At 68.6% G+C, this 22,095-nt stretch carries 11 protein-coding genes; 2 read left to right on the forward strand and 9 right to left on the reverse strand.

The genetic code is table 11. From position 1 onward, the window contains the following. Positions 1–34 precede the first annotated feature (34 nt). Entirely contained in the window at positions 35–5,605 is a 5,571-nt protein-coding gene (locus tag VFZ09_RS07020) for a lamin tail domain-containing protein (RefSeq protein ID WP_329726706.1), read from the forward strand. 189 nt (positions 5,606–5,794) lie between these two features. Here the strand turns inward: VFZ09_RS07020 and VFZ09_RS07025 are convergent, their stop codons facing one another. Beyond that, on the reverse strand, positions 5,795–8,305 hold the full coding sequence (locus tag VFZ09_RS07025) for a glycogen/starch/alpha-glucan phosphorylase (protein WP_329726707.1): 2,511 nt from the start codon (positions 8,303–8,305) through the stop codon (positions 5,795–5,797). 297 nt (positions 8,306–8,602) lie between these two features. Between VFZ09_RS07025 and VFZ09_RS07030 the strand changes: the two genes are divergently transcribed. Further along, positions 8,603–9,190, forward strand: coding sequence for a TIGR02265 family protein (locus VFZ09_RS07030; RefSeq protein WP_329726708.1), 588 nt, complete (start codon positions 8,603–8,605; stop codon positions 9,188–9,190). 7 nt (positions 9,191–9,197) lie between these two features. Here the strand turns inward: VFZ09_RS07030 and VFZ09_RS07035 are convergent, their stop codons facing one another. The 8 genes from VFZ09_RS07035 to VFZ09_RS07070 all read right to left on the reverse strand — a co-directional run bounded on the left by VFZ09_RS07035 (position 9,198) and on the right by VFZ09_RS07070 (position 22,022). After that, the gene (locus tag VFZ09_RS07035; RefSeq protein ID WP_329726709.1) at positions 9,198–10,274 is read right to left on the reverse strand and encodes a class I SAM-dependent methyltransferase; all 1,077 of its coding nucleotides are present in this window, start codon (positions 10,272–10,274) and stop codon (positions 9,198–9,200) included. A 158-nt stretch (positions 10,275–10,432) separates the two neighbouring features. Next, positions 10,433–11,605, reverse strand: coding sequence for a peptidoglycan DD-metalloendopeptidase family protein (locus tag VFZ09_RS07040; RefSeq protein WP_329726710.1), 1,173 nt, complete (start codon positions 11,603–11,605; stop codon positions 10,433–10,435). A gap of 133 nt (positions 11,606–11,738) precedes the next feature. Continuing rightward, on the reverse strand, positions 11,739–13,232 hold the full coding sequence (locus VFZ09_RS07045; RefSeq protein ID WP_329726711.1) for a SpoVR family protein: 1,494 nt from the start codon (positions 13,230–13,232) through the stop codon (positions 11,739–11,741). A gap of 22 nt (positions 13,233–13,254) precedes the next feature. Further along, positions 13,255–14,364: a DUF444 family protein gene (locus tag VFZ09_RS07050; RefSeq protein WP_329726712.1), complete on the reverse strand. Its 1,110-nt coding sequence runs from the start codon at positions 14,362–14,364 to the stop codon at positions 13,255–13,257. 21 nt (positions 14,365–14,385) lie between these two features. Next, a complete protein-coding gene (locus tag VFZ09_RS07055) occupies positions 14,386–16,452 on the reverse strand; it encodes a serine protein kinase (RefSeq protein WP_329726713.1) in 2,067 nt (688 codons plus the stop codon). Positions 16,453–16,785: 333 nt separating this feature from the next. Then, positions 16,786–17,583, reverse strand: coding sequence for an ABC transporter permease (locus VFZ09_RS07060; protein ID WP_329726714.1), 798 nt, complete (start codon positions 17,581–17,583; stop codon positions 16,786–16,788). Beyond that, positions 17,583–18,341, reverse strand: a complete 759-nt coding sequence (locus VFZ09_RS07065; RefSeq protein ID WP_329726715.1) for an ABC transporter ATP-binding protein — start codon at positions 18,339–18,341, stop codon at positions 17,583–17,585. Before VFZ09_RS07065 ends, VFZ09_RS07060 begins: the two co-directional genes overlap by 1 nt. A 72-nt stretch (positions 18,342–18,413) precedes the next feature. Next, the gene (locus VFZ09_RS07070; RefSeq protein WP_329726716.1) at positions 18,414–22,022 is read right to left on the reverse strand and encodes a PAS domain-containing protein; all 3,609 of its coding nucleotides are present in this window, start codon (positions 22,020–22,022) and stop codon (positions 18,414–18,416) included. Positions 22,023–22,095: the final 73 nt, after the last annotated feature.

Below are 22,095 nucleotides of genomic sequence, written 5' to 3' on the forward strand. Positions count from 1 at the left end.
GGTGGATGCAGTCCCCCTTTACCTGGAGTTGTCCATGATGCATGGCCCCCCCGGCTTCGCGCGGCTGGTCGCGTGGAGTGTATTGTTGCTTGGTCTATCCGTGGGCTGTGGGCAGGGTTGTGGTGATCCTGGCACCAACCCCCCGGCCGCGCGCGAGATGCCGGACGCGGATCGCTCGTCGGTCGCGGTGAGCAGGTCGGCGGGAGTCCGGGCCAACGGTGAGGACGCCGTCGACATCCAGGTGACGGTGCGCAAGGCGGACGGTACGGCGCTGGCGGGCCGGACGGTGCGGGTGGCGGTCTCCGGCGAGGGCAATGCGGTGACGCAGCCCGCGGGCACCACCGATGACCAGGGCCAGGCGAGCGCGAAGCTGGTGTCCACGGTGGCGGGCGTGAAGACGGTGACGGTGTCGGTGGAGGCCGAGGGCGGCGCGGTGACGCTGTCGTCGCGGCCCACCGTCGAGTTCGTCCGTCTGCCGGCCGCGAAGCTGGCCTTCATCGTGGCGCCCTCCTCCGGGACGGCGGGCGCGGCGCTGGGCGCCTTCGAGGTCGTCATCCAGAACGCGGAGGGCGAGACGGTGAGTGACGCCACGGGCCCGGTGACGGTGGCCATTGGCTCCGGTCCGGCGGCGGCCACCCTGAAGGGGACGGCGACGGTGGCGGCGGTGAATGGCGTGGCGCGCTTCACGGACCTGGTGATCGAGAAGGCCGCGCGGGACTACACGCTGGTGGCGAGCTCCGGGAGCCTCACGGGCGCGACGAGCGCGAGCTTCGACGTGGCGTCCGCGTCGCCCGCTTCGCTGACGATGAGCCACCCGGGCGGGCCCGTGACGGCGGGTGTCGCGCAGAGCGTCGAGGTCGTCGTCCAGGATGCGTTCGGCAACGACGCGGCCGGCTACACCGGCACGGTGCGCTTCACCTCGGAGGATGGCGCGGCCACGGTGCCGGCGGACTACACGTTCACCGCGGCGGACGCGGGCCGTCATCCCTTCACGGGCATCCTCGTGACGCGCGCGGGTTCCCATCGGCTGACGGTGACGGACACGGTGACGGCGGCCTTCACCTCCTTCGTGGATCTCACCGTGGTGCCGGCGGCCGTGTCGGCGCTCGTCTTCACCGACACGCTGCCCGACCGCTCGGTGCGTGAGGGCTTCGGCGTGCAGGTGCTGCTGACGGACGCGTTCGGCAACCAGGTGCGGACGAGCACTCCCGACGTGACGCTCTCCGCCAACAAGCCGGGGCGGGTGACGGGCCTCGGTACCGTGACGCCGGTGGAGGGTGTGGCCACCTTCTCGGGCCTCTCCATCGCCGAGGAGGACACGGGCTACGTGCTGACGGCCTCGGCCCCGGGTGTGGGCTCCGTGCCGGGCACCGCCTTCGACATCATCGACGATGTGGCGCCCTCCAAGCCGGAGCTCGCCCAGACGGGCAACTCGCCCAGGACCCTCACCGTCGCCTGGGCGGCGGTGGGCGATGACGGGATGCTCGGCACGCCGGCCAGCTACGAGCTGCGCTACTCCACGTCCAACATCGTCACGGACCTGGATTTCGACAGGGCCACCGCGGTGGCCGTGGCGGCGCCCTCGCCGTCCGACACCACGCGCTCCGTGACCCTCTCCGGCCTCACCTCCAACACGGCCTATTACGTGGCCCTGAAGGTGACGGACAACAGCGGCAACACGGTGCGCTCGGACACGCTCCCGGTCTCCACGAAGAACCTGACCGCCGCCCAGCTCGCCTTCGTCGAGCAGCCGAGGAGCGGGAAGGCCGGCACGGTGCTGGCCCCCATCACGGTGGAGGTGCGTGACGCCGATGGCGTGCGCGTGGACACCGCGTCCGTGGCGGTGACGCTGACGGTGGTGGGCACCTCGGGCTTCGGTCCCTTCACCGTGACGTCGGACAAGGGCGTGGCCACCTTCACGGACGTGCGCATCGACGAGGCGCGCGAGGGCTACACCCTGAAGGCCACCTCGTCCGGGCTCACGGAGGATGACAGCACTCCCTTCAACATCACCCACTCCGAGGCCACGCGCCTGACGCTGGTGGGGCTGGCTCCGACGACGATCGCGGGCACCGACAACACCCTGACGGTGGCGGTGCAGGACGTCTTCAACAACTCCGTCGAGGACTACACCGGCACGGTGTCGTTCACCTCCAGCGACGCCGCCGCCGACAAGCCGTCGCCCTACACCTTCGTCGCCGCCGACAAGGGCCTGCGCCGCTTCGACCATGTGGTGCTGCGCACCGTGGGCGAGCAGAGCCTCACGGTGTCCGCCGCGGGCCTGCCGGACGCCACGCTGCGCACGGAGGTGGGCCATTCGGACGCCAGCACGCTGGTGCTGACGGGGCTGCCGGCCACGGTGAACGCGGGTGACTCGTCCACGCTCACGCTCGAGGTGCGGGACGGCTTCGGCAACCGGGCCACCGGCTACACCGGCACGGTGGTGCTGAGCGCCACCGACAGCAAGGCCACGCTGGCGTCGGAGTACACCTTCACCGCCACGGACAAGGGCCTCAAGACGTTCCCCGTGACGCTGGTGACCGCGGGCGCGCAGTCCGTGACGGTTCAGGACAAGGCCTCTCCGGCCATCAACGCGAAGGCCGACACCACGGTGAAGTGGCTCGCGGTGTCGCGCCTCGTGCTGGCGGCTCCGGCCTCCGTGGAGGCGGGCGGCCCGCTGGCCCTGACGGTCACCGCCGTGGATGTCCATGACAACGTGGTGAAGGACTACACCCGCGAGGTGACCTTCTCCGTGGATGCCGACCGGGCCTCCGGTCCGGCGTCCTACCTGTTCGCCCTCGCGGACGAGGGCAGCCGCCGGTTCGACTTCACGCTGGAGAAGGCCGTCTCCACGAAGATCACCGTGACGGACACGGCGGGCCTGAGCGCCTCGCACACCGTGTCGGTCTCCCACGCTCCGGCTTCCGAGCTCGTGCTGGTGGCGCCCTCCACACCGGTGGACGCGGGCGTGGCCTTCACCGTCGACGTGACCCTGAAGGACGCCTACGGCAACGTGGCCACCGGCTACACGGGGACCCTCGGCTTCACCTCGAGCGACCCGAAGCTGGTGCCTCCCGCCAGCGGCGCGCTCACCAGCGCGGATGCCGGCCACAAGGTCTTCTCCGTGACGCTGAAGACCGCGGGCGAGCAGTCCCTGACGGTGAAGGACCTCGCCCGGACCTTCCTGACGGCGACGGCTCCCTCCCTCGTGGTCAACCCCGGCCCGGCCCGCAAGCTCGTGTTCCGTGACCAGCCCACGGGCGGCAAGGTGCGCACGGCGCTGGCGGCGGTGACCGTGGCCGTCACGGACGCGTTCGACAACGTGCTCGACGTGGACGCTCCGGACATCACGGTGGGCCTGGTGGGCGGCAACCCGGCGGCCGTGCTCGGTGGCGGCTCGCTGAGCGTGAAGCCCGTGAAGGGCATCGCCACCTTCTCCGGCCTCACCGTGGACCAGCAGGGCACGGGCTTCCAGCTCGAGGCCATGGGCGGGCTGCTGGACGCTGCCCGGAGCAACACGTTCACCCTCGTGGATGACATCGCGCCGGGGGCCGTGGCCCTCAGCGTGACGGGCAAGACGAGCATCCAGGTGGAGCTGAAGTGGACGGCCGTGGGTGATGACGGCCTGGTGGGCACCGCCTCCAGTCATGAGCTGCTCTACGCGACCGTCCCCGTCGAGACCGCGCCCGCTGGCTCCGTCTCGTCGGTGTCCCTGGATGATCCGCAGCCTCCGGGGACCGAGGAGTCGGTGCTCGTCGCCGGGCTGACCCCCAGCACGACCTACTACTTCGTGCTGAAGGTGCACGATGACGCGGGCAACACGGCCGTCTCCAGCCTGAGCACGGCGACGAACGCGAACCCGTGCGAGGGCTTCACCTGCGCGCCGACGAGCTTCGCCTGCGCCCCGGATGGCGTCTCGCGAATCGAGACCTCGGAGACGTGCGTCGACGTGGACAACACCGCCACCTGCAAGGAGTCGCAGACGACCACCGTCTGCCCGGGTGCCAACGGCGTCTGCTTCAAGGATGTCTGCGACACGGCGGCCGCTCCGGGCGCCAACCAGCTGAGCATCTCCGAGGTGATGCACTCGCCCTCGTCCGGCGTCACCGAGTACATCGAGCTGACGAACAACACCGGCAACCTGCTCAACCTCAACGGGCTCTCGGTGCTCTACCGGAACAGCGCGAGCGTCACGTCCTCCACCACCGTGAGCTCCGGGAGCAGCAAGCCGCTCATCGTCGATCGCAAGGGCACCTTCGTGCTGGCGCAGAACAAGGACAGCGCCACCAACGGTGGGGTCTCCGCCGACTACCAGTACGGCACGGACCTGAACCTGGAGGGCTCGGGCCGGCTCGTGCTCAACCAGGGCGCCACCACGGTGGAGGACTTCCAGTACACGCCGTCCTTCCCGCAGACGCTGGGCAGGTCCATGAACCTCTCGGCGCTCGTGGTGGGCACCAAGGCCTCGGCGTACACCTGGTACTGGTGCGACTCGGAGGCGCCGCTCAAGGCGGGGGGTGACCTGGGCACGCCCAACGCCCGCAACTCCACCTGCGGCATGCCGGACGTCCCGACGCTGGATTGGTGCAACATCCAGTACCCGAAGACGTTCCCGGAGGGCACCGACTACCCGGCCACCGTGTCGCGGGGCTCCTCGTGGTCCATCTACAGCCAGTTCTACGGCGCGAGCATCACCGACCGGAACACGAAGGGGAACGACTTCTACCCGCACGTGGCCGCCGAGCTGGGCTACGGCACGGATCCCGCCAACCCGGCGGGCTGGACGTGGACGGCGGCGCTGCCCAACGGTGGCTACGCCAGTGCGTTCAGCAACAACGACGAGGTGCTGGGCTCGCTGAGGATCAACACCTTGGGCACGTACAAGTACGGCTTCCGCTACCGGCTCTGGAACACTGCCACGGGCAGCTACGGCCCCTACGTGTATTGTGACCAGTCTGGTGTGACCACGCCTCCGGCGGGCAACTACGGTACCGTGACGGTCTCGGCTCCCGTGCTGACGAGCTACGTGGTCATCAGCGAGTTCGCCTCGAAGAACCTGAAGTCGGATGGGACCGTCAACCATGACGACGAGTTCATCGAACTCCACAACCCGACCAACAGCCCCATCTCGCTCACGGGCTGGAAGATTGAGTACAAGTCCACCTCGTCGGCTTTCAGCGCACTGGCGGGTCTCACCCTCTCCGGAAGCATCCCGGCGCGGGGCTACTACCTGGTCGCGCAGAGGACGAGCTTCACCGGCTCGGTGACGCCCGATGCCACGTACACGGCGTTGACGTCTCACAATGGCGGCTCCCTGCGACTCGTCAATGGGAGTGGGACGGTGGTGGACCGGCTGGCCTGGGGCACCGCGACCACGGCGGGACTCGATCCCGAGGGTAGCCCTGCTCCGCTCATCGACAACGCCATCGCGGGCAGCAGTCTCGAGCGCAAGGCGTACACTACCTCCACCGCCGCCACCATGGCGGTGGGAGGCGTCGACGCCGACCGCGGCAACGGCACGGACTCGAACAACAACGCGAACGACTTCGTGGTGCGCACGGCGCGTCAGCCGCAAAACGCGTCGAGTGCCGCCGAGTACCCGTAGCGCTCCGCTCGTTCATCGGATGTGAAAAGAGGCCGCTCCGGGTGACCGGGGCGGCCTCTTGTTTTCGGCTCCAAGGAAGGGGCTCGGGGCGTTGACTGGTGCATACCCGGGCGGGAGGAGTCCCGGCGGCTCGACATCCCCGCCTGGGAGGAGCGTCCCGAGGCGGGGTTGGCTGTCGGGGGCAGCGGCTCAGGGGATGGGCGTCTGCTTCACCCGCCAGATCTCCTCGGCGTACTGCTTGATGGTGCGGTCCGAGGAGAAGATGCCGGCCTGGGCCACGTTGTGGATGGCCATGCGCGTCCACTTCTCCTGATCCTTGTAGGCGCGCGCCACGTCCTGCTGCCGGGCCGCGTACGCGCCGAAGTCCGCCAGCAGCAGGTAGCGGTCCTCGTCGAGCAGGCCGTCCACCAGCGGCTTGAAGAGGCTCTTGTCCTCCGGCGAGAAGAAGCCCGAGCCGATGAGATCCAGCGCCTCGCGCAGCTCCTGGTTGCGCTCGTACTCCTCGCGAGGCTTGTAGCCGGCGCGCTTGCGGGCGAGCACCTCGTCCACCGTGAGGCCGAAGAGGAAGAAGTTCTCGTCACCCACGGCCTGGCGGATTTCCACGTTCGCGCCATCCAGCGTGCCCAGCGTGAGCGCGCCGTTCATCATGAACTTCATGTTGCCCGTGCCGGAGGCCTCCATGCCCGCGGTGGAGATCTGCTCGGACACGTCCGTGGCCGGGATGATGCGCTCGGCGAGGCTCACCCGGTAGTTGGGCACGAACAGCACCTGCAGGCCCGTGGTGCCCGCGTCGCTGTTGACCACCTCGGCGATGCCGTTGATGAGGCGGATGATGAGCTTGGCCTCGTGGTAGCCCGGCGCCGCCTTGGCTCCGAACAGGAACACCCGCGGGGCGATGATGGTGCTCGGGTCCCTGCGCGCCTTCATCCACAGCGACACGATGTGCAGCGCGTTGAGCAGCTGGCGCTTGTACTCGTGCAGGCGCTTGATCTGCACGTCGAAGATGGCGTTCGGGTCCAGGTCCACCTGGCACGTGTCACACAGGTAGCGGGCCAGGTCCTGCTTGTTCTGCCGCTTCACCTCGGCGAAGGCCTCGCGGAACTCCGCGTCCTCGGCCAGCGGCGCCAGCTTCTGGAGCTGATCCAGGTCCGTGGCCCACTCCCCGCCGATGCGGCTCGTGATCAGCTTGGCCAGGCGCGGGTTGCTCCACGCGAGCCAGCGGCGGGGCGTCACGCCGTTGGTCTTGTTGTTGAAGCGCTCGGGGAACATCTCCGCGAAGTCCGGGAGCACGTCGCGCTTGAGCAGGTTGCTGTGCAGCTCGGCCACGCCGTTGACGCTGTGGCTGCCCACCACCGCCAGGTGCGCCATGCGGATCTTCTTCTCCGGGCCCTCCTCCACCAGGCTCATCCGCCGCATCCGGTCGTGGTCGAACGGGTAGCGGATCTGCACCTGGCGCAGGAAGCGGTGGTTGATCTCGTAGATGATCTCCAGGTGGCGCGGCAGCAGGCGCTCGAAGAGCGTGGCGGGCCACTTCTCCATGGCCTCGGCCAGGAGCGTGTGGTTGGTGTAGCCGAACGTGGCCTGGGTGATGGCGAAGGCCTCGTCCCAGGACAGGCGCTTCTCGTCCACGAAGACGCGCATCAGCTCGGCCACGGCGATGGCCGGGTGCGTGTCGTTGAGCTGGATGGCCGCCTTGTTGGGGAAGTCGCGGAAGTCCGTGTGGTTCTTCAGGTAGCGCCGGACGATGTCCGCGATGGAGCAGGCCACGAAGAAGTACTGCTGCTTGAGGCGCAGCTCCTTGCCGGCCTGGAAGGCGTCGTTGGGGTAGAGGACCTTGGAGATGACCTCCGAGTCGTTCTTCTCCACCACCGAGCGCTCGTAGTCACCGGCGTTGAAGAGCAGGAGATCGAACTCCTCGCTGGCGCGCGCCTGCCACAGGCGCAGGGTGTTGACGGTGTTGTTGCCGTAGCCGGCGATGGGCGTGTCGAAGGGCACGCCGATGACCGTCTTGCCGCCCACCCAGCGCGCCACGGGCCGGCCGTCCGCGCCCTGGTGGTGCTCCACGCGGCCGAAGAAGCGCACCGGCACCGCCTTCTCCGGGCGGACGATCTCCCACGGGTTGCCGAACTTCAGCCACTCGTCGGCGCGCTCCACCTGGTAGCCGTCGACGATGTCCTGGGTGAAGATGCCGAACTCGTAGCGGATGCCGTAGCCCATGCCGGGGTAGCCCAGCGTGGCCAGCGAGTCGAGGAAGCAGGCCGCCAGACGGCCCAGGCCGCCGTTGCCGAGGCCCGCGTCCGGCTCCATCTCCACGAGGGTGGACAGGTCCACGCCCATCTCGCGCATGGCCTGCTCGGCGGCCTCGTACATGCCGATGTTGATGAGGTTGTTGCCCAGCGCGCGCCCCAGCAGGTACTCGGCGCTGAGGTAATAGGAGCGCTTCACGTCCTGCTCGTAGTAGGTGCGGGCGGTGCGGACCCAGCGGTCCGCGAGCCGGTCGCGCACGGCGAGGGCCAGGGCCATGAAGCGGTCATGGGCGGTGGCCGTCTCGGGGTTCTTCCCGCGCGAGTAGCGGACGTGCTCGAGCACGCCCCGGCGCACGTTGCGCGGGTCCAGCCCGGTGCGGCTGGGCTCACGGCCCGTGTCCTGGGAGTCGGACGCGGAGGTGGGCGGCAGATCGACGGGAGCGAGGGTGGGCATATGCGTGGAACTCTTCGTTCGGAAATCAGGTGGCGTCATGCGCGGGCCGCTGAGCGGTGCGCGGGGCTTGCCAGGGTATCTGCCACCGGGCCGTCTCGCACCGAAAGAAAAAACGTGTGCTTCCAGGGCGGCCAGGCACTCCCCCGGCGCGGCCTGATCGCGAGTTGCGGGGCTTCTGAGCCCCGAGCGGGCCCGGCGGGGCGGCTCCGCCGATCACTCGCCGATCAGGCGAAGACTCTGGTAGGAAGCGGGAGCATCCAGGTCCTGCCCCCGGCCTGGGACCCGGAAGGTTCTTTCATGCCCAGTGACAAGAACGACCTCGCTCAGCGGATAGCCATCTGCAAGCCCGAGGACACCGTGCGTGGCTTCATCTTCAAGGCGGTGTATGGCCTGGTGGAGCAGCGTGTGGGCAGCGCCGGGACGGATCGCATGCTGCAGCAGCTGCGCATCAACAAGATGCCGGTGGACTTCTTCTCGTACCCGGCGGCGGACTTCCTGCGGATGCTGTACACGGCGGCGGACGTGCTGGAGCCGCAGTACCCCACCACCGAGGACGCCATCCGCGCGTGCGGGGCCTCCACGGTGACGGGCTTCTTCAAGTCCTACGTGGGCAACACGCTCATGAAGCTGGTGGGGGTGGGGGACCCCAAGCGCGTCTTCTCCTCGGTGGACACCATCTATTCCACGCTGGTGAGCTACGGGAAGCGCTCGTACGAGGACCTCGGGGAGAGCCGCCTGCGCCTGCACTACCGCGGGGACATGCAGCCCATCTACTTCCACGAGGGCGCCCTCACCGAGGCCCTGCACGTGCTGCGCGGCAACGGCAAGGCCACGGGGACGGCCGTGGCCCTGGACTACGGCCAGTACCTGCTGGAGTGGACCTGAGCGCGGCTCAGCGCTTCTGCCCGGCCCAGAAGATGTTGGTGTCCGTGGCGTCCGTGGTGAGCTCGAGCGTGCGCATGCGGCGCTCGGCGGGGCCCTCGCACAGCGACTGGAACTGCTCGCGGGTGCGGTGGATGACGTACCAGTCGCACACGTACTCCATGAGGGCGCGCCAGGGGTTGTGCTGGTTGAGGTTCGTCAGCAGCAGCACGCCACCCGGGGCGAGCAGGGACGCCATCATGTCCAGGAAGCGCGAGAGGACGTTGTCCTTGAGGTAGTCGAGGATGCCGGCGGCGACCACCACGTCCATGGGCCCGTCCGGGTGGCGCAGCTTGTCCAGCGAGTCCCGGTAGCGGATGAGCTGGTAGGTGGACACCTGGGTGAAGCGCAGGTGGGGCGCGGGGATGCCGCCGCGGGGGATGCGCGCCAGCTTCTCGAACTGCCGGCGGCAGTAGTCGAGCGGGGCGGGATCGAAGTCGCACAGGGTGAAGTCCCCGGTGCCGCCCATGGCGGTGTGCTCGCGCAGCGTGTGCTCCGGCCCGCAGGCGAAGGAGAGCACCCGCAGGGGGCGGCCCACCTCCTGCTCGCGCTTGCGCAGGTGGCCGATCAGCCAGGGCGGACGGGCGCGGTGCGCCTGGGCGGGCCCCACGTTGAGCGCGTAGTGCGACAGCAGCCTCGACATGGTGGAGACGCCCTGATCCTCGGTGCCGAAGAGCATCTCCACCGTGAAGTAGTCACCGGGGTAGCCCAGGGGCTTGTCCACGCAGCGCCGGATGAGGGGGCACTGCAGGAAGAAGGGCTGCACGGCCGAGCGGTGGTGCTCCATCGCCCGCTCCCGCTCCTCCTCCGTCAGCTGCGCGTCCAGCTCGGCGAGCCGCCGGTACCTCGCGTCCAGCCAGGCCGTCACCTCCGGGATGCGCCGCTTGAGCACCTCCTGCTGCTCCTGCTGCATCATGGCCCGCTGCTGGGGGTCTCGCGGAAACCGCGCGAGGCGCTCGGGCAGGCCGTGTTGGAACTCGTTGCTCAGCTCGGTGAGCCCCTTGCGGAGCTCCTCGGCGATATCGATGAAATCGGCGATGGCGGACATTCTGTCAGGGGCCCGGGGCGGTGGGGGAGGACGCACGGGGAACGCCCCATCCTATCAGACAGGTCGGCCGGGAGCAGGGGGCTTGCTTGCTTTCCCGCTTTTTCGGCGAGACGGGGAAGTAAGGTTCAACCCTACATTTCAGGTCAGGCTGGAAAAATCTACGGCTGGCTGCTCGCCGAGGCGACGGACACGGCGTCCAGCTGCTGGGCCAGCGGGGCAATCCTGGTGCGGAAGTCCGGCAGGAGGTTCTTGGGCAGCGGCTCCGTGCGCGGGAAATTCTGGTTGAGCGGGTTGACGTAGCCGCCGTTGCGCTTGAGGGCGTAGTGCAAGTGCGGGCCGGTGCTCCGGCCGGTGTTGCCCGAGTAGGCGATCACCTGCTTCTGGCTGACGCGGGAGCCCGCGCGCACGCCGGAGCCGTACTTGGACAGGTGCAGGTAGCACGTCTCGAAGCCGTTGGTGTGGCGCAGGCACACGGTGTTGCCGCCGGCCCCGGTGTTGTGCGCCACGGTGACGGTGCCGTCGGCCACGGCCCACACCGGCGTGCCGATGGCCGCCGCGTAGTCCACGCCATTGTGCGCCTTCACGTACTTGAGCACCGGGTGCACCCGGCTGCCGAACCGGCTGGTCACGTGCGCGTACTTCAGCGGGCTCTTGAGGAAGGCCTTGCGCGCGCTCGCCCCGTCCTCCTGGAAGAAGCTCGCCCTGCCGTCCGGCAGCTCGTAGCGGAACACCCGCTTGGTGCCCACCGACTCGCCCTCGTACGTGGCCGCCAGCACCTCGCCGTAGCGCAGGATGCGGCCCTTGGACACGAACTTCTCCACCAGCGCCCGCGCCCGGTCTCCCCGCCGCACGTCCCGGTAGAAGTCGATGTCCCAGGCGAACACGTCCGCCAGCACCATGCCGATCACCGGATCCTCGCCCGCCGCCAGCGCCGCCTCGTAGAGCGAGTTGTTGATCTCCAGGGAGACGAGCCCCACCTGCTTCTCCACCTCGATGGAGCGCTTGCTGCCCACGTACTTGTCCCCGTCCCGGCGCACCTGCCACTCGTCCACCGTGCTCTGCCGGTAGTCGAAGAAGTCCAGCTCGCCCTCGCGGATGACCAGGCGGAACTGATCCCCCACCCGCGACTTGCGGAAGTCGAACACGCCCTCGAGCGCCGAAATCAGCGCCGACACCTGCTCCGGCGGCAGTCCCGCCTCCTGCAGCGCCACCGCCATCGGCTGGTTGGGCTCGATGCGGCGGTTCTTCACGGTGTAACGGACGGTCGAGGCTTCGGCGAAGGGCGCGGCCAGCAGCAGGCCCAGGCACACGACGGCAGTGGCGAGTCTCATGGGGCTCGCGCAGTGTAGTGGAGCTACAGGCCTGTGCCTAACTTCTGGCCGGTGTTACGGGCGGCTCGGCCGCCTGGTTGCCCCGGCCGATTCACGGTGACGGTGGTTTTCCGGCACGGGGGGAACCTGGGGGTTACAGGTCGATCTTCTTCTCGGTGTGGTTCTGCCCGTCGAAGCGCAGCAGCACGCCCTTGTTGTCGTAGCGCGTGATGATGCACGTGGGCCGCCGCCACAGGCTCTGCAGGTTGCGCAGCGTCTCCCGCGCATAGTCGCCCTTCAGGTCCTGCCCGTCGTGCTTGTGCGCCAGCAGCAGCTCGCCCCGGTTCTCGTAGTTGCCGTCCACCACCTCGATGATCGGCTGCCCGAAGTTCGTCAGCCCCTGCAACAGCTTGTTCTTCACCTTCCGGAACTCACGGTCCAGGATCTCCCACGAGTTCCTCTTCTCGTTGAAGCCGTACACGAACAGCTTCTGCTCGATCGCGAACTCCGGCGTCAGGAACGTGTCGATGAAGGTGATGTCGTTGTAGTGCTTGCGCACCTCGAAGATCTTCTCGCGCCCCACGCCCAGCTTCTTGTCCCACGAGCGGCGCGCCCGCAGATCATCGCACTCGTCCCACTCCTTGCCGAAGCGGCCCTTGTTCCAGCGCTCTTCGATGTCCCGCCACAGCTCGATGCCCAGCTTGTAGGGGTTGAGCGCCCCGGGCCTCGTCCCCATCGTGCCCGAGTGCCGGTCCGCGTAGTCGATGACCTCGTCATCCTTCAGCGCGCGCCGGGTCATGATGGTGGAGTGCCAGTAGCTGGCCCACCCCTCGTTCATGATCTTCGTCTGGCCCTGCGGCGCGAAGTAGTAGGCCTCGTCGCGGATGATGGACAGGATGTCCGACTCCCACGGCTCCAGCGGCGCGTGCTCCAGCAGGAAGTGCAGCACGTCGCGTTGCGGGCGCTCGGGGAACTTCTTGGCCTTGATCTTCTCGTCCTCGACCTTCTTGCGCTGGCTGTCGAGGAACTCGGCGGGGTTGATGAAGCCGCGCATGTACTCGCGCTCCACCTTGAAGCCCTCCACCCGCTCGTTGGACTTCATCTCGTCCTCGGCCCGCTTGGGGTCCGGGTTGCGGCGGATGTGCGGCGCGTGCTGGTCGATGAGGTTCTCCAGCGACAGCGTCCGGTCGATGAAGTCCTCCACCTTCTCCACGCCCATCTTGTCCACCCACCGGCGCACGCGCGTGGCGTGGTTCGCCATGTCGTCGATCATCCGGCGGTTGGTGTGGCGGAAGCTGAAGTTGTTCTTGAAGAAGTCGCAGTGGCCGTACACGTGCGCCATCACGAGCTTCTGATCCACGTCCGAGTTGCTCTCCAGCAGGTACGCGTAGCAGGGGTCGTTGTTGATGACGAGCTCGTAGATTTTACTGAGCCCGTACTCGTACCCCTTCGACAACTGCTCGTACTCCATGCCCCAGCGCCAGTGCGGGTAGCGCGTGGGGAAGCCGCCGTAGGCGGCCACCATGTTGAGCTCGTCGTAGGTGAGCACCTCGAAGATGGTCTCGAAGAAGTCGAGACCGAACTGGCGGGCGTAGCCCTCGATCTCCTCCTTCAGCTTGCTGAGTCCGGGGGTGAGGCTCTTGGGCATCGCGAGCTCCGAAGGTCCGCCGTCAGCGGCCCTTGCCAAGGAAGTCCTTGATGGAAGTGTAGATGGCGTCCTTGTCCGCGATCTCACTCAGGGCCACGTTGGTGGAGTCGCCGATGGCCTCGCGCAAGTCCTTGATGAACTGGCCGCTGCCGTAGGGGCTCTCCACCTGTCCGTAGGCGAACTGGTTGACGCTGGGGAGGATGTCCTCGCGGAGCATCTCGATGCACTGGCGCGTGTCGTCCGCGCTCCAGTTGTCTCCGTCCGAGAAGTGGAACGGGTAGATGTTCCACGCGCTCTTCGGGTAGTCCGCCTTGATGATGTCCCGGCACAGCTTGTAGGCGCTGGAGATCATCGTGCCGCCGGACTCGCGGGTGTGGAAGAAGGTGTCCCGGTCCACCTCGCGCGCCACGGCGTCGTGGATGATGTAGCGCGCCTCCAGGCCCTTGTACTGGTGGCGCAGCCACGTATCGAGCCAGAAGCTCTCGATGCGGACGATCTCCTTCTGCTCGTCACCCATCGAGCCGGACACGTCCATCATGTAGATGATGACCGCGTTCGTCTCTGGCAGCTCCTGCAGCTTGTAGCTGCGGTAGCGCCGGTCCTCGCGCGTGGGCACGATGATGGGCCGCGCCGGGTCATACGTGCCCATGGCGATCTGCCGCTTCAGCGCCTGTTTGTAGGTGCGCTTGAAGTGGCGCAACGACTCGGGGCCGGTGGTGTTGACCCCGGTGTACTTGATCTTCTGGGTGACGATCTTCTCGTTGTGCCGGCGCTCGATGTGGGGGAGCTGCAGCTCCTCCCCGAGGATCTGCGCCAGCTCGTCGAGCGTGACGTCGACCTCCAGGGAGTGGTCCCCCTCTCCCTGGCCGGCCTGGTGCCCATCCCCGGGCTGCACCGAGCCCGGGGACAGCTGCTGACCCACCTCGCCCTCTCCCTGTCCGACGCCCCCCTGCTCCTTGTGGCCGTACTTGAAGTGGGGAATGTCGATGAAGGGGATGGGGATGGCGATGGTGTCCTTCCCCTTCTTCCCGATCATCTCCCCCTTCTGCACGTACTTGCGCAGGTTGGATTTGATCTTCCCGCGGACGATCTGTTTGAAGCGCGAGTGGTCCTGGTGGATCCGCAGTGACACGACAACCCCCTTCTTGGGTGGCTACTCCTTGGCGTCACCGCGGGCGAAGATGCTCGCCACGAAGTTCAGCACGTCGGTGGAGCAGATCTCGCAGTACCCGTAGTTCTTCATCAGCCGGTCCTTGACCAGGTCGATCTTCTCCTGGGTCTCCTTGTCCACCACGCTGGACACGAGGTTCTTGAGCTTGATGCTGTCCTTCTGATCCTCGAACAGCTTGAGCTCCAGCGACTTGTGGAGCCGCTCGTTGGTCCGGTAGTTGAAGGTCTTGCCCTCCACGGCGAGCGCGCCGATGTAGTTCATGATCTCCCGGCGGAAGTCATCCTTGCGGCTGTCCGGGATGTCGATCTTCTCTTCGATCGACCGCATCAGGCGCTCGTCCGGCTCCTCATAGAGGCCGGTGTACTTGTTCTTGACCTTCTCCTTCTGGGTGTAGGCCTTGATGTTGTCGATGTAGTTGCCGCACAGCTTGCTGATGGCGTCCTCATCGGCGCTGATGGCGCGCTGGACCTCGTTCTTGACGATGTCCTCGTACTCCTGCTTCACGGAGGTGAGCATCTCCTTGAAGCGCTTGCGCGCGTCCTCGCTGTTGATGAGCGAGTGGCCCTTGAGACCGGCCTCCAGCTCGTTGAGCACCATGAAGGGGTTGATGCACCCCTCGCCCTTGTCGCTCACCAGGGCGTTGGAGATCTTGTCCTGGATGTAGCGGGCGCTGATGCCCTCGAGGCCCTCGCGCATGGCCTCCTTGCGCAGCTCCTTGATGTTGTCCTCGGTGAAGTTGGGGAGCGTCTTGCCGTTGTAGAGCTTGAGCTTCTGCAAGAGCGAGAGGTTGTGCTTCTTGGGCTCCTCCAGGCGCGTGAGGACGGCCCACATCGCCGCCATCTCCAGCGTGTGCGGCGCGATGTGCTTGCCCTTGATGGCGCGGGAGTTGAAGTCCTTCTCGTAGATCTTCACCTCCTCGCTCAGCTTGGTGATGTACGGGATGTCAATCTTCACCGTACGGTCACGCAAGGCTTCCATGAACTCGTTGTTCTCGAGCTTCTTGTACTCGGGCTCGTTGGTGTGCCCGATGATGACCTCGTCGATGTCCGTCTGGGGGAACTTCTTGGGCTTGATCTTGTGCTCCTGCGAAGCCCCGAGGAGATCGTAGAGGAAGGCCACGTCGAGCTTGAGCACCTCGACGAACTCGATGAGGCCGCGGTTGGCGATGTTGAACTCGCCGTCGAAGTTGAAGGCGCGCGGGTCGGAGTCGGAGCCGTACTCGGCGATCTTCCGGTAGTTGATGTCACCGGTGAGCTCGGTGGAGTCCTGGTTCTTCTCGTCCTTGGGCTGGAAGGTGCCGATGCCGACGCGGTCCTTCTCGCTGAAGACGAGGCGGTTGACCCGGATGTGCTCCATGACCTTGGCGAAGTCGCCCTTGTACTGCGTCATCAGCTCCTTGAAGACGAAGCGGCAGGCGGGGCACAGCTCGCTGCCATCCGGGATGGTGTAGCCGGACTCGGGAGGGCTCAGCTCGGCGAGCACCTTGGGACGCCACTCGCGAGGGATGAGGTTGAGCGGCTCCTCGTTCATCGGGCACTTCATCTTCTCGCGGACGGTGACGCCGTCCAGGCCCTTCTTGTCGGTGAGCCAGGAGAAGGTGTAGGCGGCGCCCTCGGGCGTCTTGGAGTACTCCTCCAGGCCCTTCTTGAGCAGACGGGCGATGGTGGACTTGGACGAGCCGACGGGGCCGTGCAGGAGGATGACGCGCTTCTCGGTGCCGTAGCCCTGGGCCGCGGACTTGAAGACGTTGACCAGCTTCATCAGCGGGACGTCCAGGCCGAAGATGGCGTCGCGGCCGCCGAACTTCTCGTCACTGAAGAAGTGGTAGCGGATGAGCTTCTTCTTGTTGTCGATGTACTCCGTCTTCCCGTGGGAGAGGATCATGTCGTAGATCCTCTGGAAGGCGGTGCGGGTGACCTTGGGGTTCTTGCGGACGATCTCGAGGTAGTCCTCGAAGGAGCCCTCCCAGTGGAGCTCCGCGTAGGTCTTCGCGTCTTGCAACGCGGCGATCTTCGCGATCCACGAACCCTTGCTCTCTACGTCCTTCATGACGCTCCCTCGGGCCACCCGAAAGCGCGGGATTTCGCGCCTTTGGAGGGCCAAAAAGTGAACCTGGGGGGGTAATGGGCCATTCCAATCCCACCCACGACGGGTCCCAGACGACACGAACGTCCGACCTGCCCTTTCGGGACCCCGCCGCGGGGTGGGACCGCGTGGCCAGCTCGTGTCGGAAGGGCTCGTCGCCGATGCGGCGGGCCCTGCCTCCACGGGGTGAAAAGGCACACTCCATTATAAGGGTGGACGGTCTTTCGGGGAGGTGGGGATTCGATTTCTCCGTCCACGGCGAACGACGGTACGAGAGGAAGGGTGGAAATCGGACGTTCAGCTGTGGGGCAGGGTCCCCGCCTGCTCTACATGTCGGCGCGCGGCGGACAGGGCCACGGCGGCCAGGGGCCAGAGCACGACGCAGAAGATGGACAGCAGGGCCCAGGTGTGCAGCAGCTCGCGGGGCGGGGCGCCGCGCAGGGCGGACTCGCGCAGGCCGTGCAGGGCATGGGTCGCGGGGAGCAGGCGGCCCATCGTGCGCAGCAGCGGGGGCAGCACGTCTGTCGGGTAGAGGACGCCGGCGAAGAGGTAGCTGAGCGCGTCCAGGGCGTAGGTGAAGGGATCGCCCCGCTTGAAGACGAGCACGAAGGCGGCCGACAGCAGGCCGAGCGCGCAGAAGGTGAGGGCGCTCAGCAAGAGAGTCAGGACGAAGGAGACGGGGTGGAGCTGCAACCGGGCGCCGAAGAGGAGCGCACCGAGGGCGAGCAGTCCCACCGCGCGCAGCAGGGCGTTGGCCACGGGCCAGGCGCCCATGAGCGTCACCACGTGCACGGTGGACAGGGGCGCGCCCAGCAGCGGCTCCAGCGAGCCGTCGTTCTGCGCCGTGCGGACCGCGCTGGAGAAGCCCGTCTGCAGCGCGCGCAGCAGGGCCGCGGTGGCCAGCCCCACCAGCGCGAAGGAGAAATAGTCCGCGCCGTAGCGGCCGCGCACCACCGGGGACTCGCCCACCGTGCGGGCGAGGAAATAGAAGAGGGTGAGGGTGAAGAGGCCCCCGGACACGAGCAGCAGCCCGTTGAGCCGGTAGGCCATGAGGGTTTGCAGGTCGCGCCGCAGGAAGGCGAGCAGCAGCCGCATCACGCCTCCTCCCGGGGCACGGTGGCGAAGACGGCCTCGGCGGCGGGCCGTACCTCGGAGAAGGGGCCCGCGGCGGCGATGCGGCCTCCGTCCAGCAGCAGCACCCGGTGGGCCACGGCCTCCACCTCGGCCAGGTCGTGGCTGGCGAAGAGCACGGCCGCTCCCCGTGCGGCCACGTCCGACAGCAGCCGCGTGCGCAGCCGGCGCGCGGCCCCCGGGTCCAACGAGCGCGTCACCTCGTCCAGCAGCAGCACCCGTGGCCGGTGGAGCAGGGCGCGCGTCAGCACCACCCGCGCCTTCTCCCCCGTGGACAGCGTGCGCACCTCCCGCTCCAGCAGCCGCCGGGCCTCGAGCAGCCCGGACAACTCCTCGATGCGCGCCTCCACCTCGCGCGCGGGCACGCCGTAGAGCGCGGCGTAGAAGCGCAGGTTCTGGCGCGCGGTGAGGCGTGGCGACAGGCCCCGGTCATCGGCGAGCGCGGCCCCCACCTCGCGGCGGCACCCGGGCCGCTCGCGCACCACGTCGCGCCCGGCCACCCGCGCCGTGCCCGCGCCCGGCAGCAGCAGGCCCGAGAGGATGCGCAACAGCGTGCTCTTCCCCGCGCCGTTGGGTCCGATGAGGGCCACCACCTCGCCCGCCCGCACCTCGAAGGAGACACCGCGCAGGGCCGTCCGGGGAGCGTCCCGCCCGCGCGCCCGGGGCCACCAGGGCCGTGGGTATGTCTTCTCCAGCGCGAGGGCCTCGATCTCCGGGGGCATCCCCCCATCTCAACCCGAAAACCCCTCGCGGGTGAATGCGCGAGCTCGCCTGGAGGGGGTGGAGGGGATGCGTCACCCGGACTCCTGGCTCCCCGGCGAGAGCACCACGAGGTTGGAGAGGACGGACAGCAGCTCGGCGGGCTCCACGGGCTTGGCCACGTGCATGTTGAAGCCCGCCGTCAGGGCGCGCGTTCTGTCTTCCACCCGGGCATAGGCCGTGAGGGCCACCGCGGGCACTCCGCCGCCCTCCTCGGCCGGGAGCGCGCGCACCTGGGAGATGAGCCGGTAGCCGTCCTCGCCCGGCATGCCGATGTCCGAGACGAGCAGATCCGGCCTTCCCTCGCGCACGGCGCGGAGGGCCTCGGACGCGGAGGCGGCGGTGACGACGTGCGCCCCGTACTCCTCCAGCATCACCTTCAACACCTCGCGGTTGTCCTCCTCGTCGTCCACCACGATGATGCGCCGCCGCGCGAGCACCGCGTGGGCGGGGAGGACGGCGGGCGGCGCGGGGCGCTCGGGTTGCGTCTGCCGGGGCTGGGCGGGGGGCAGGAGGACCGTGAAGGTGGCTCCCCGGCCCGCTCCCTCGCTCGCGGCGTGCACCGTGCCTCCGTGCAGCTCCACGAGGTGGCGGACGATGGCGAGCCCCAGGCCCAGGCCTCCATGTCTCCGGGTGGTGCCGCCCTCGAGCTGGCGGAAGCGCTCGAAGATGTGGGGCAGGAAGTCCGCTGGAATCCCCGGCCCCTCGTCCGCGACCGTCACCTCCACCGAGGCCTCCAGGCGCCGCAGCCGCACCTGGACGCGGCTGCCCCCGGGGGAGAACTTCACCGCGTTGGAGAGCAGGTTCCACACCACCTGCTGCAGCCGGCCCGCGTCCCCCATCACCACGTCCTCGCCCGGCTCCAGCTCCGCCAGGAGCTGGATGCTCCGGGCGTCCGCCGCGGGACGCACCGACTCCAGCGCCGCCTGGATGACGTCCACCAGGTGCACCGGCTGCGTCTCCATCCGCAGCTTGCCGGAGATGATGCGGCTCACGTCCAGCAGGTCCTCGATGAGCTGGGCCTGCGCCTGGGTGTTGCGGTCCACCGTCTCCAGCGCCCGGGCGTGCTTGTCGGGCGGCAGCCGGCCGGTGCGCAGCATCTTCACCCAGCCGATCATCGCCGTGAGGGGCGTGCGCAGCTCGTGGCTGACGGTGGCCAGGAAGTCGTCCTTGAGCCGGTTGGCCTCCTCGGCGCGCTGGCGCTCCTCCTGCGCCAGGGCGAAGAGCCGCGCGTTGTCGAGCGCCATCGCCACCCGGCGCGCCACCTCCTCCATCCGCAGCACGTCCTCCTGCCCATAGCGGCGGCCGGAGGCCTCCGTGGTGAAGAACGTCAGCACGCCGAGCGTCCGTCCCCGCGCCAGCAGGGGCACGGACATCATGGAGCGGCACTTCATCTCCCGGATGGCCACCAGGTGCTCGGCGCCCTGGGCCGAGCGCTCCTCGACGGCGCCGGTCACCTCCGCCACGAGGATGGTCTGGTCCTGGCGCATGGCCCGGGCGGAGGGGTGCTCGGGGTTCTGCACGGGCGGGAAGCGGCGCAACCGGTCCGCCAGCTCCGCCAGGGCGGGGTCCGCGTGGGCCACCTCGACGCGCTCGACGTGGCCGTCCTCTCCCACCAGGTCCACCATGCACCAGTCCGCCAGCACCGGCACGGCCAGCCGGGCCACCTGCGCGAGCGTGGCCGCCTGGTCCAACGAGGCCGCCAACGCCGCGCTCGCCTCCGAGAGGAAGCGCAGCGTCTCCGCCCCGCGCTTCTGGTCATCGATGTCCGTGCAGGTGCCGAACCAGTGCGTGATGCGGCCCGTCCCCTCCCTCAGGGGCAGCCCCCGCGCGATGAACCAGCGGTACGCGCCGTCCGCGGCCCGGCGCAGGCGGTACTCGACGGAGTAGGGCGCGCCCGTGGAGACGGCGTGCCGCCAGGCCTTCTCCGTGTGCGCGAGGTCCTCCGGGTGGACGGCCTGGAGCCAGCCGTCCCCCCGGGCCTGCTCCAGCGTCTGGCCCGTGTACTCGAACCAACCCGGGTTGAAGTACTCGGTGTACCCATCCGCCCGCGTCCTCCAGATGAGCTGGGGGAGTGCCTCCGCGAGCAGCTGGAAGCGTGCCTCGGACTCGCGCTGCTGCTGCTCGGCCTCCTTGCGCGAGGTGATGTCCATCACCACGCCGGCCAGCTTCGTGGGCCGTCCCCGCTCGTCGAACAGGACCCGGCCGCGGCTCTCCTGCCAGCGCACGCCGCCGTCGGCGCGCAGGACGCGGTACTCCAGCTGGTGCTCGCTCTCGCCCTGCTCCCGCGCCGACTGCCCCAGCGTGCGCGCCACGCGCTCGCGATCCTCCGGGTGGATGAGCGCCAGGGCGGCTTCCGCGGTCCCCAGGAAGGTGCCGGGCGCCATGCCGAACATGGGCTCGACGTTGGGCGTCCACACCATGCGCTGGTTGCCCAGGTCCCACTCCCAGGCCCCCACCTCGGCCGCCTTGAGGGTCCGGCGCAGGTGGGCCTCGCTCTGGCGCAGCGCGGCCTCCGCCCGCTGACGGTACGACAGGGCCTCCTCCGCCGCCTGCCGGGCCCGCACCTGCTCCGTCACCTCCACCGCGAAGAGCAGCACGGCCTCCACCTGGCCCGCCTCGTCCAGCAGGGGCTGGTAGGTGAAGTTGAAGTAGCCCTCCACGAGCTGGCCATCGCCGTTCTGGTCCAGCATCAACCGGCGCCCGGCGGCCGAGTAGGGCTGGCCGGTGCGGAAGACATCGTCGAAGACGTCGAAGAGGCTGGTGCCCACGAGCTCGGGGTGGGCCTCGCGCACCGTCCGGCCCAGCAAGGTCCGGCCTCCGTGCAGCCGCTGGAGGGCCGGGTTGGCCAGCTCGCACCGCTGAGCCGGCGCCCGGTAGACGCCCACCGCGGCGGGCACCTGCGAGAGGATGCTCTGGAAGCGGGCCCGCTGCCGCTCGGCCTCGGCCCGCAGCTGCTCGGTCTTCTCGCGCTCCCGCGAGCGCATGTCGCGCACGAAGGAGGCGGCGGTGAGCCCGATGAAGGCCAGCAGGAAGCCACTGCCCGAGAGCACGAGGAGCTTCGCGCTCCGGGCGGCCTCCGCGAGCCCGGCGTTCTCCCGCTCCAACCTCCCCTTGGCCTCCTCGCGCAGCTCCCGCTCGAGCACGCGCAGCTCATCCATGAACCGCTGGCCCTCGCCGGATTGGACCGTCTCTCGCGCGGCGGCGGACTGGCCCTCCTGCTCGAGCCGCACGGTCCGTTCGATCAGCGCGAGCTTGCGTTGGATGCGCGACTCCATCGCCTCCAGCCGCCGCCGCTGGTGGGGCTCGTCCGCGGTGAGGGCGCGCAGGCGCTCCAGCGAGGGGTGGATGCGGCTCCGGGCTTCCTCATAGGGGGCGAGGAAGTGCCGCTCGCCGGTGAGCAGGTAGCCGCGCTGGCCCGTCTCCGCGTCCTTCATCAAGGACAGCAGCAGCTCCGCTTCGTTGATGACGTCCAGCGTGTGCGCCACGCGGCCCGAGCTCCAGGCGAGCTGCCGGGTGGAGCGCAGGAAGAGGGTGGCGATGAGGACCACGGCGAGCCCGGCCGCGAGCAATCCGGCGAGCACCGGCAGGGGCAGCCGGCGGGAGCGCCTGGGGGCGGGAGTGCTCGGGGGGGAGGGATCCATTCAGGCGGCCTGTCGGACACGCTTACCCCATGGCCCGCCTGTACCTCGGGCCATGTGCGAAGGGACAGCGCGT

Source organism: Archangium sp., from assembly GCF_036277355.1.
In the GTDB taxonomy this organism is placed as follows: domain Bacteria; phylum Myxococcota; class Myxococcia; order Myxococcales; family Myxococcaceae; genus Archangium.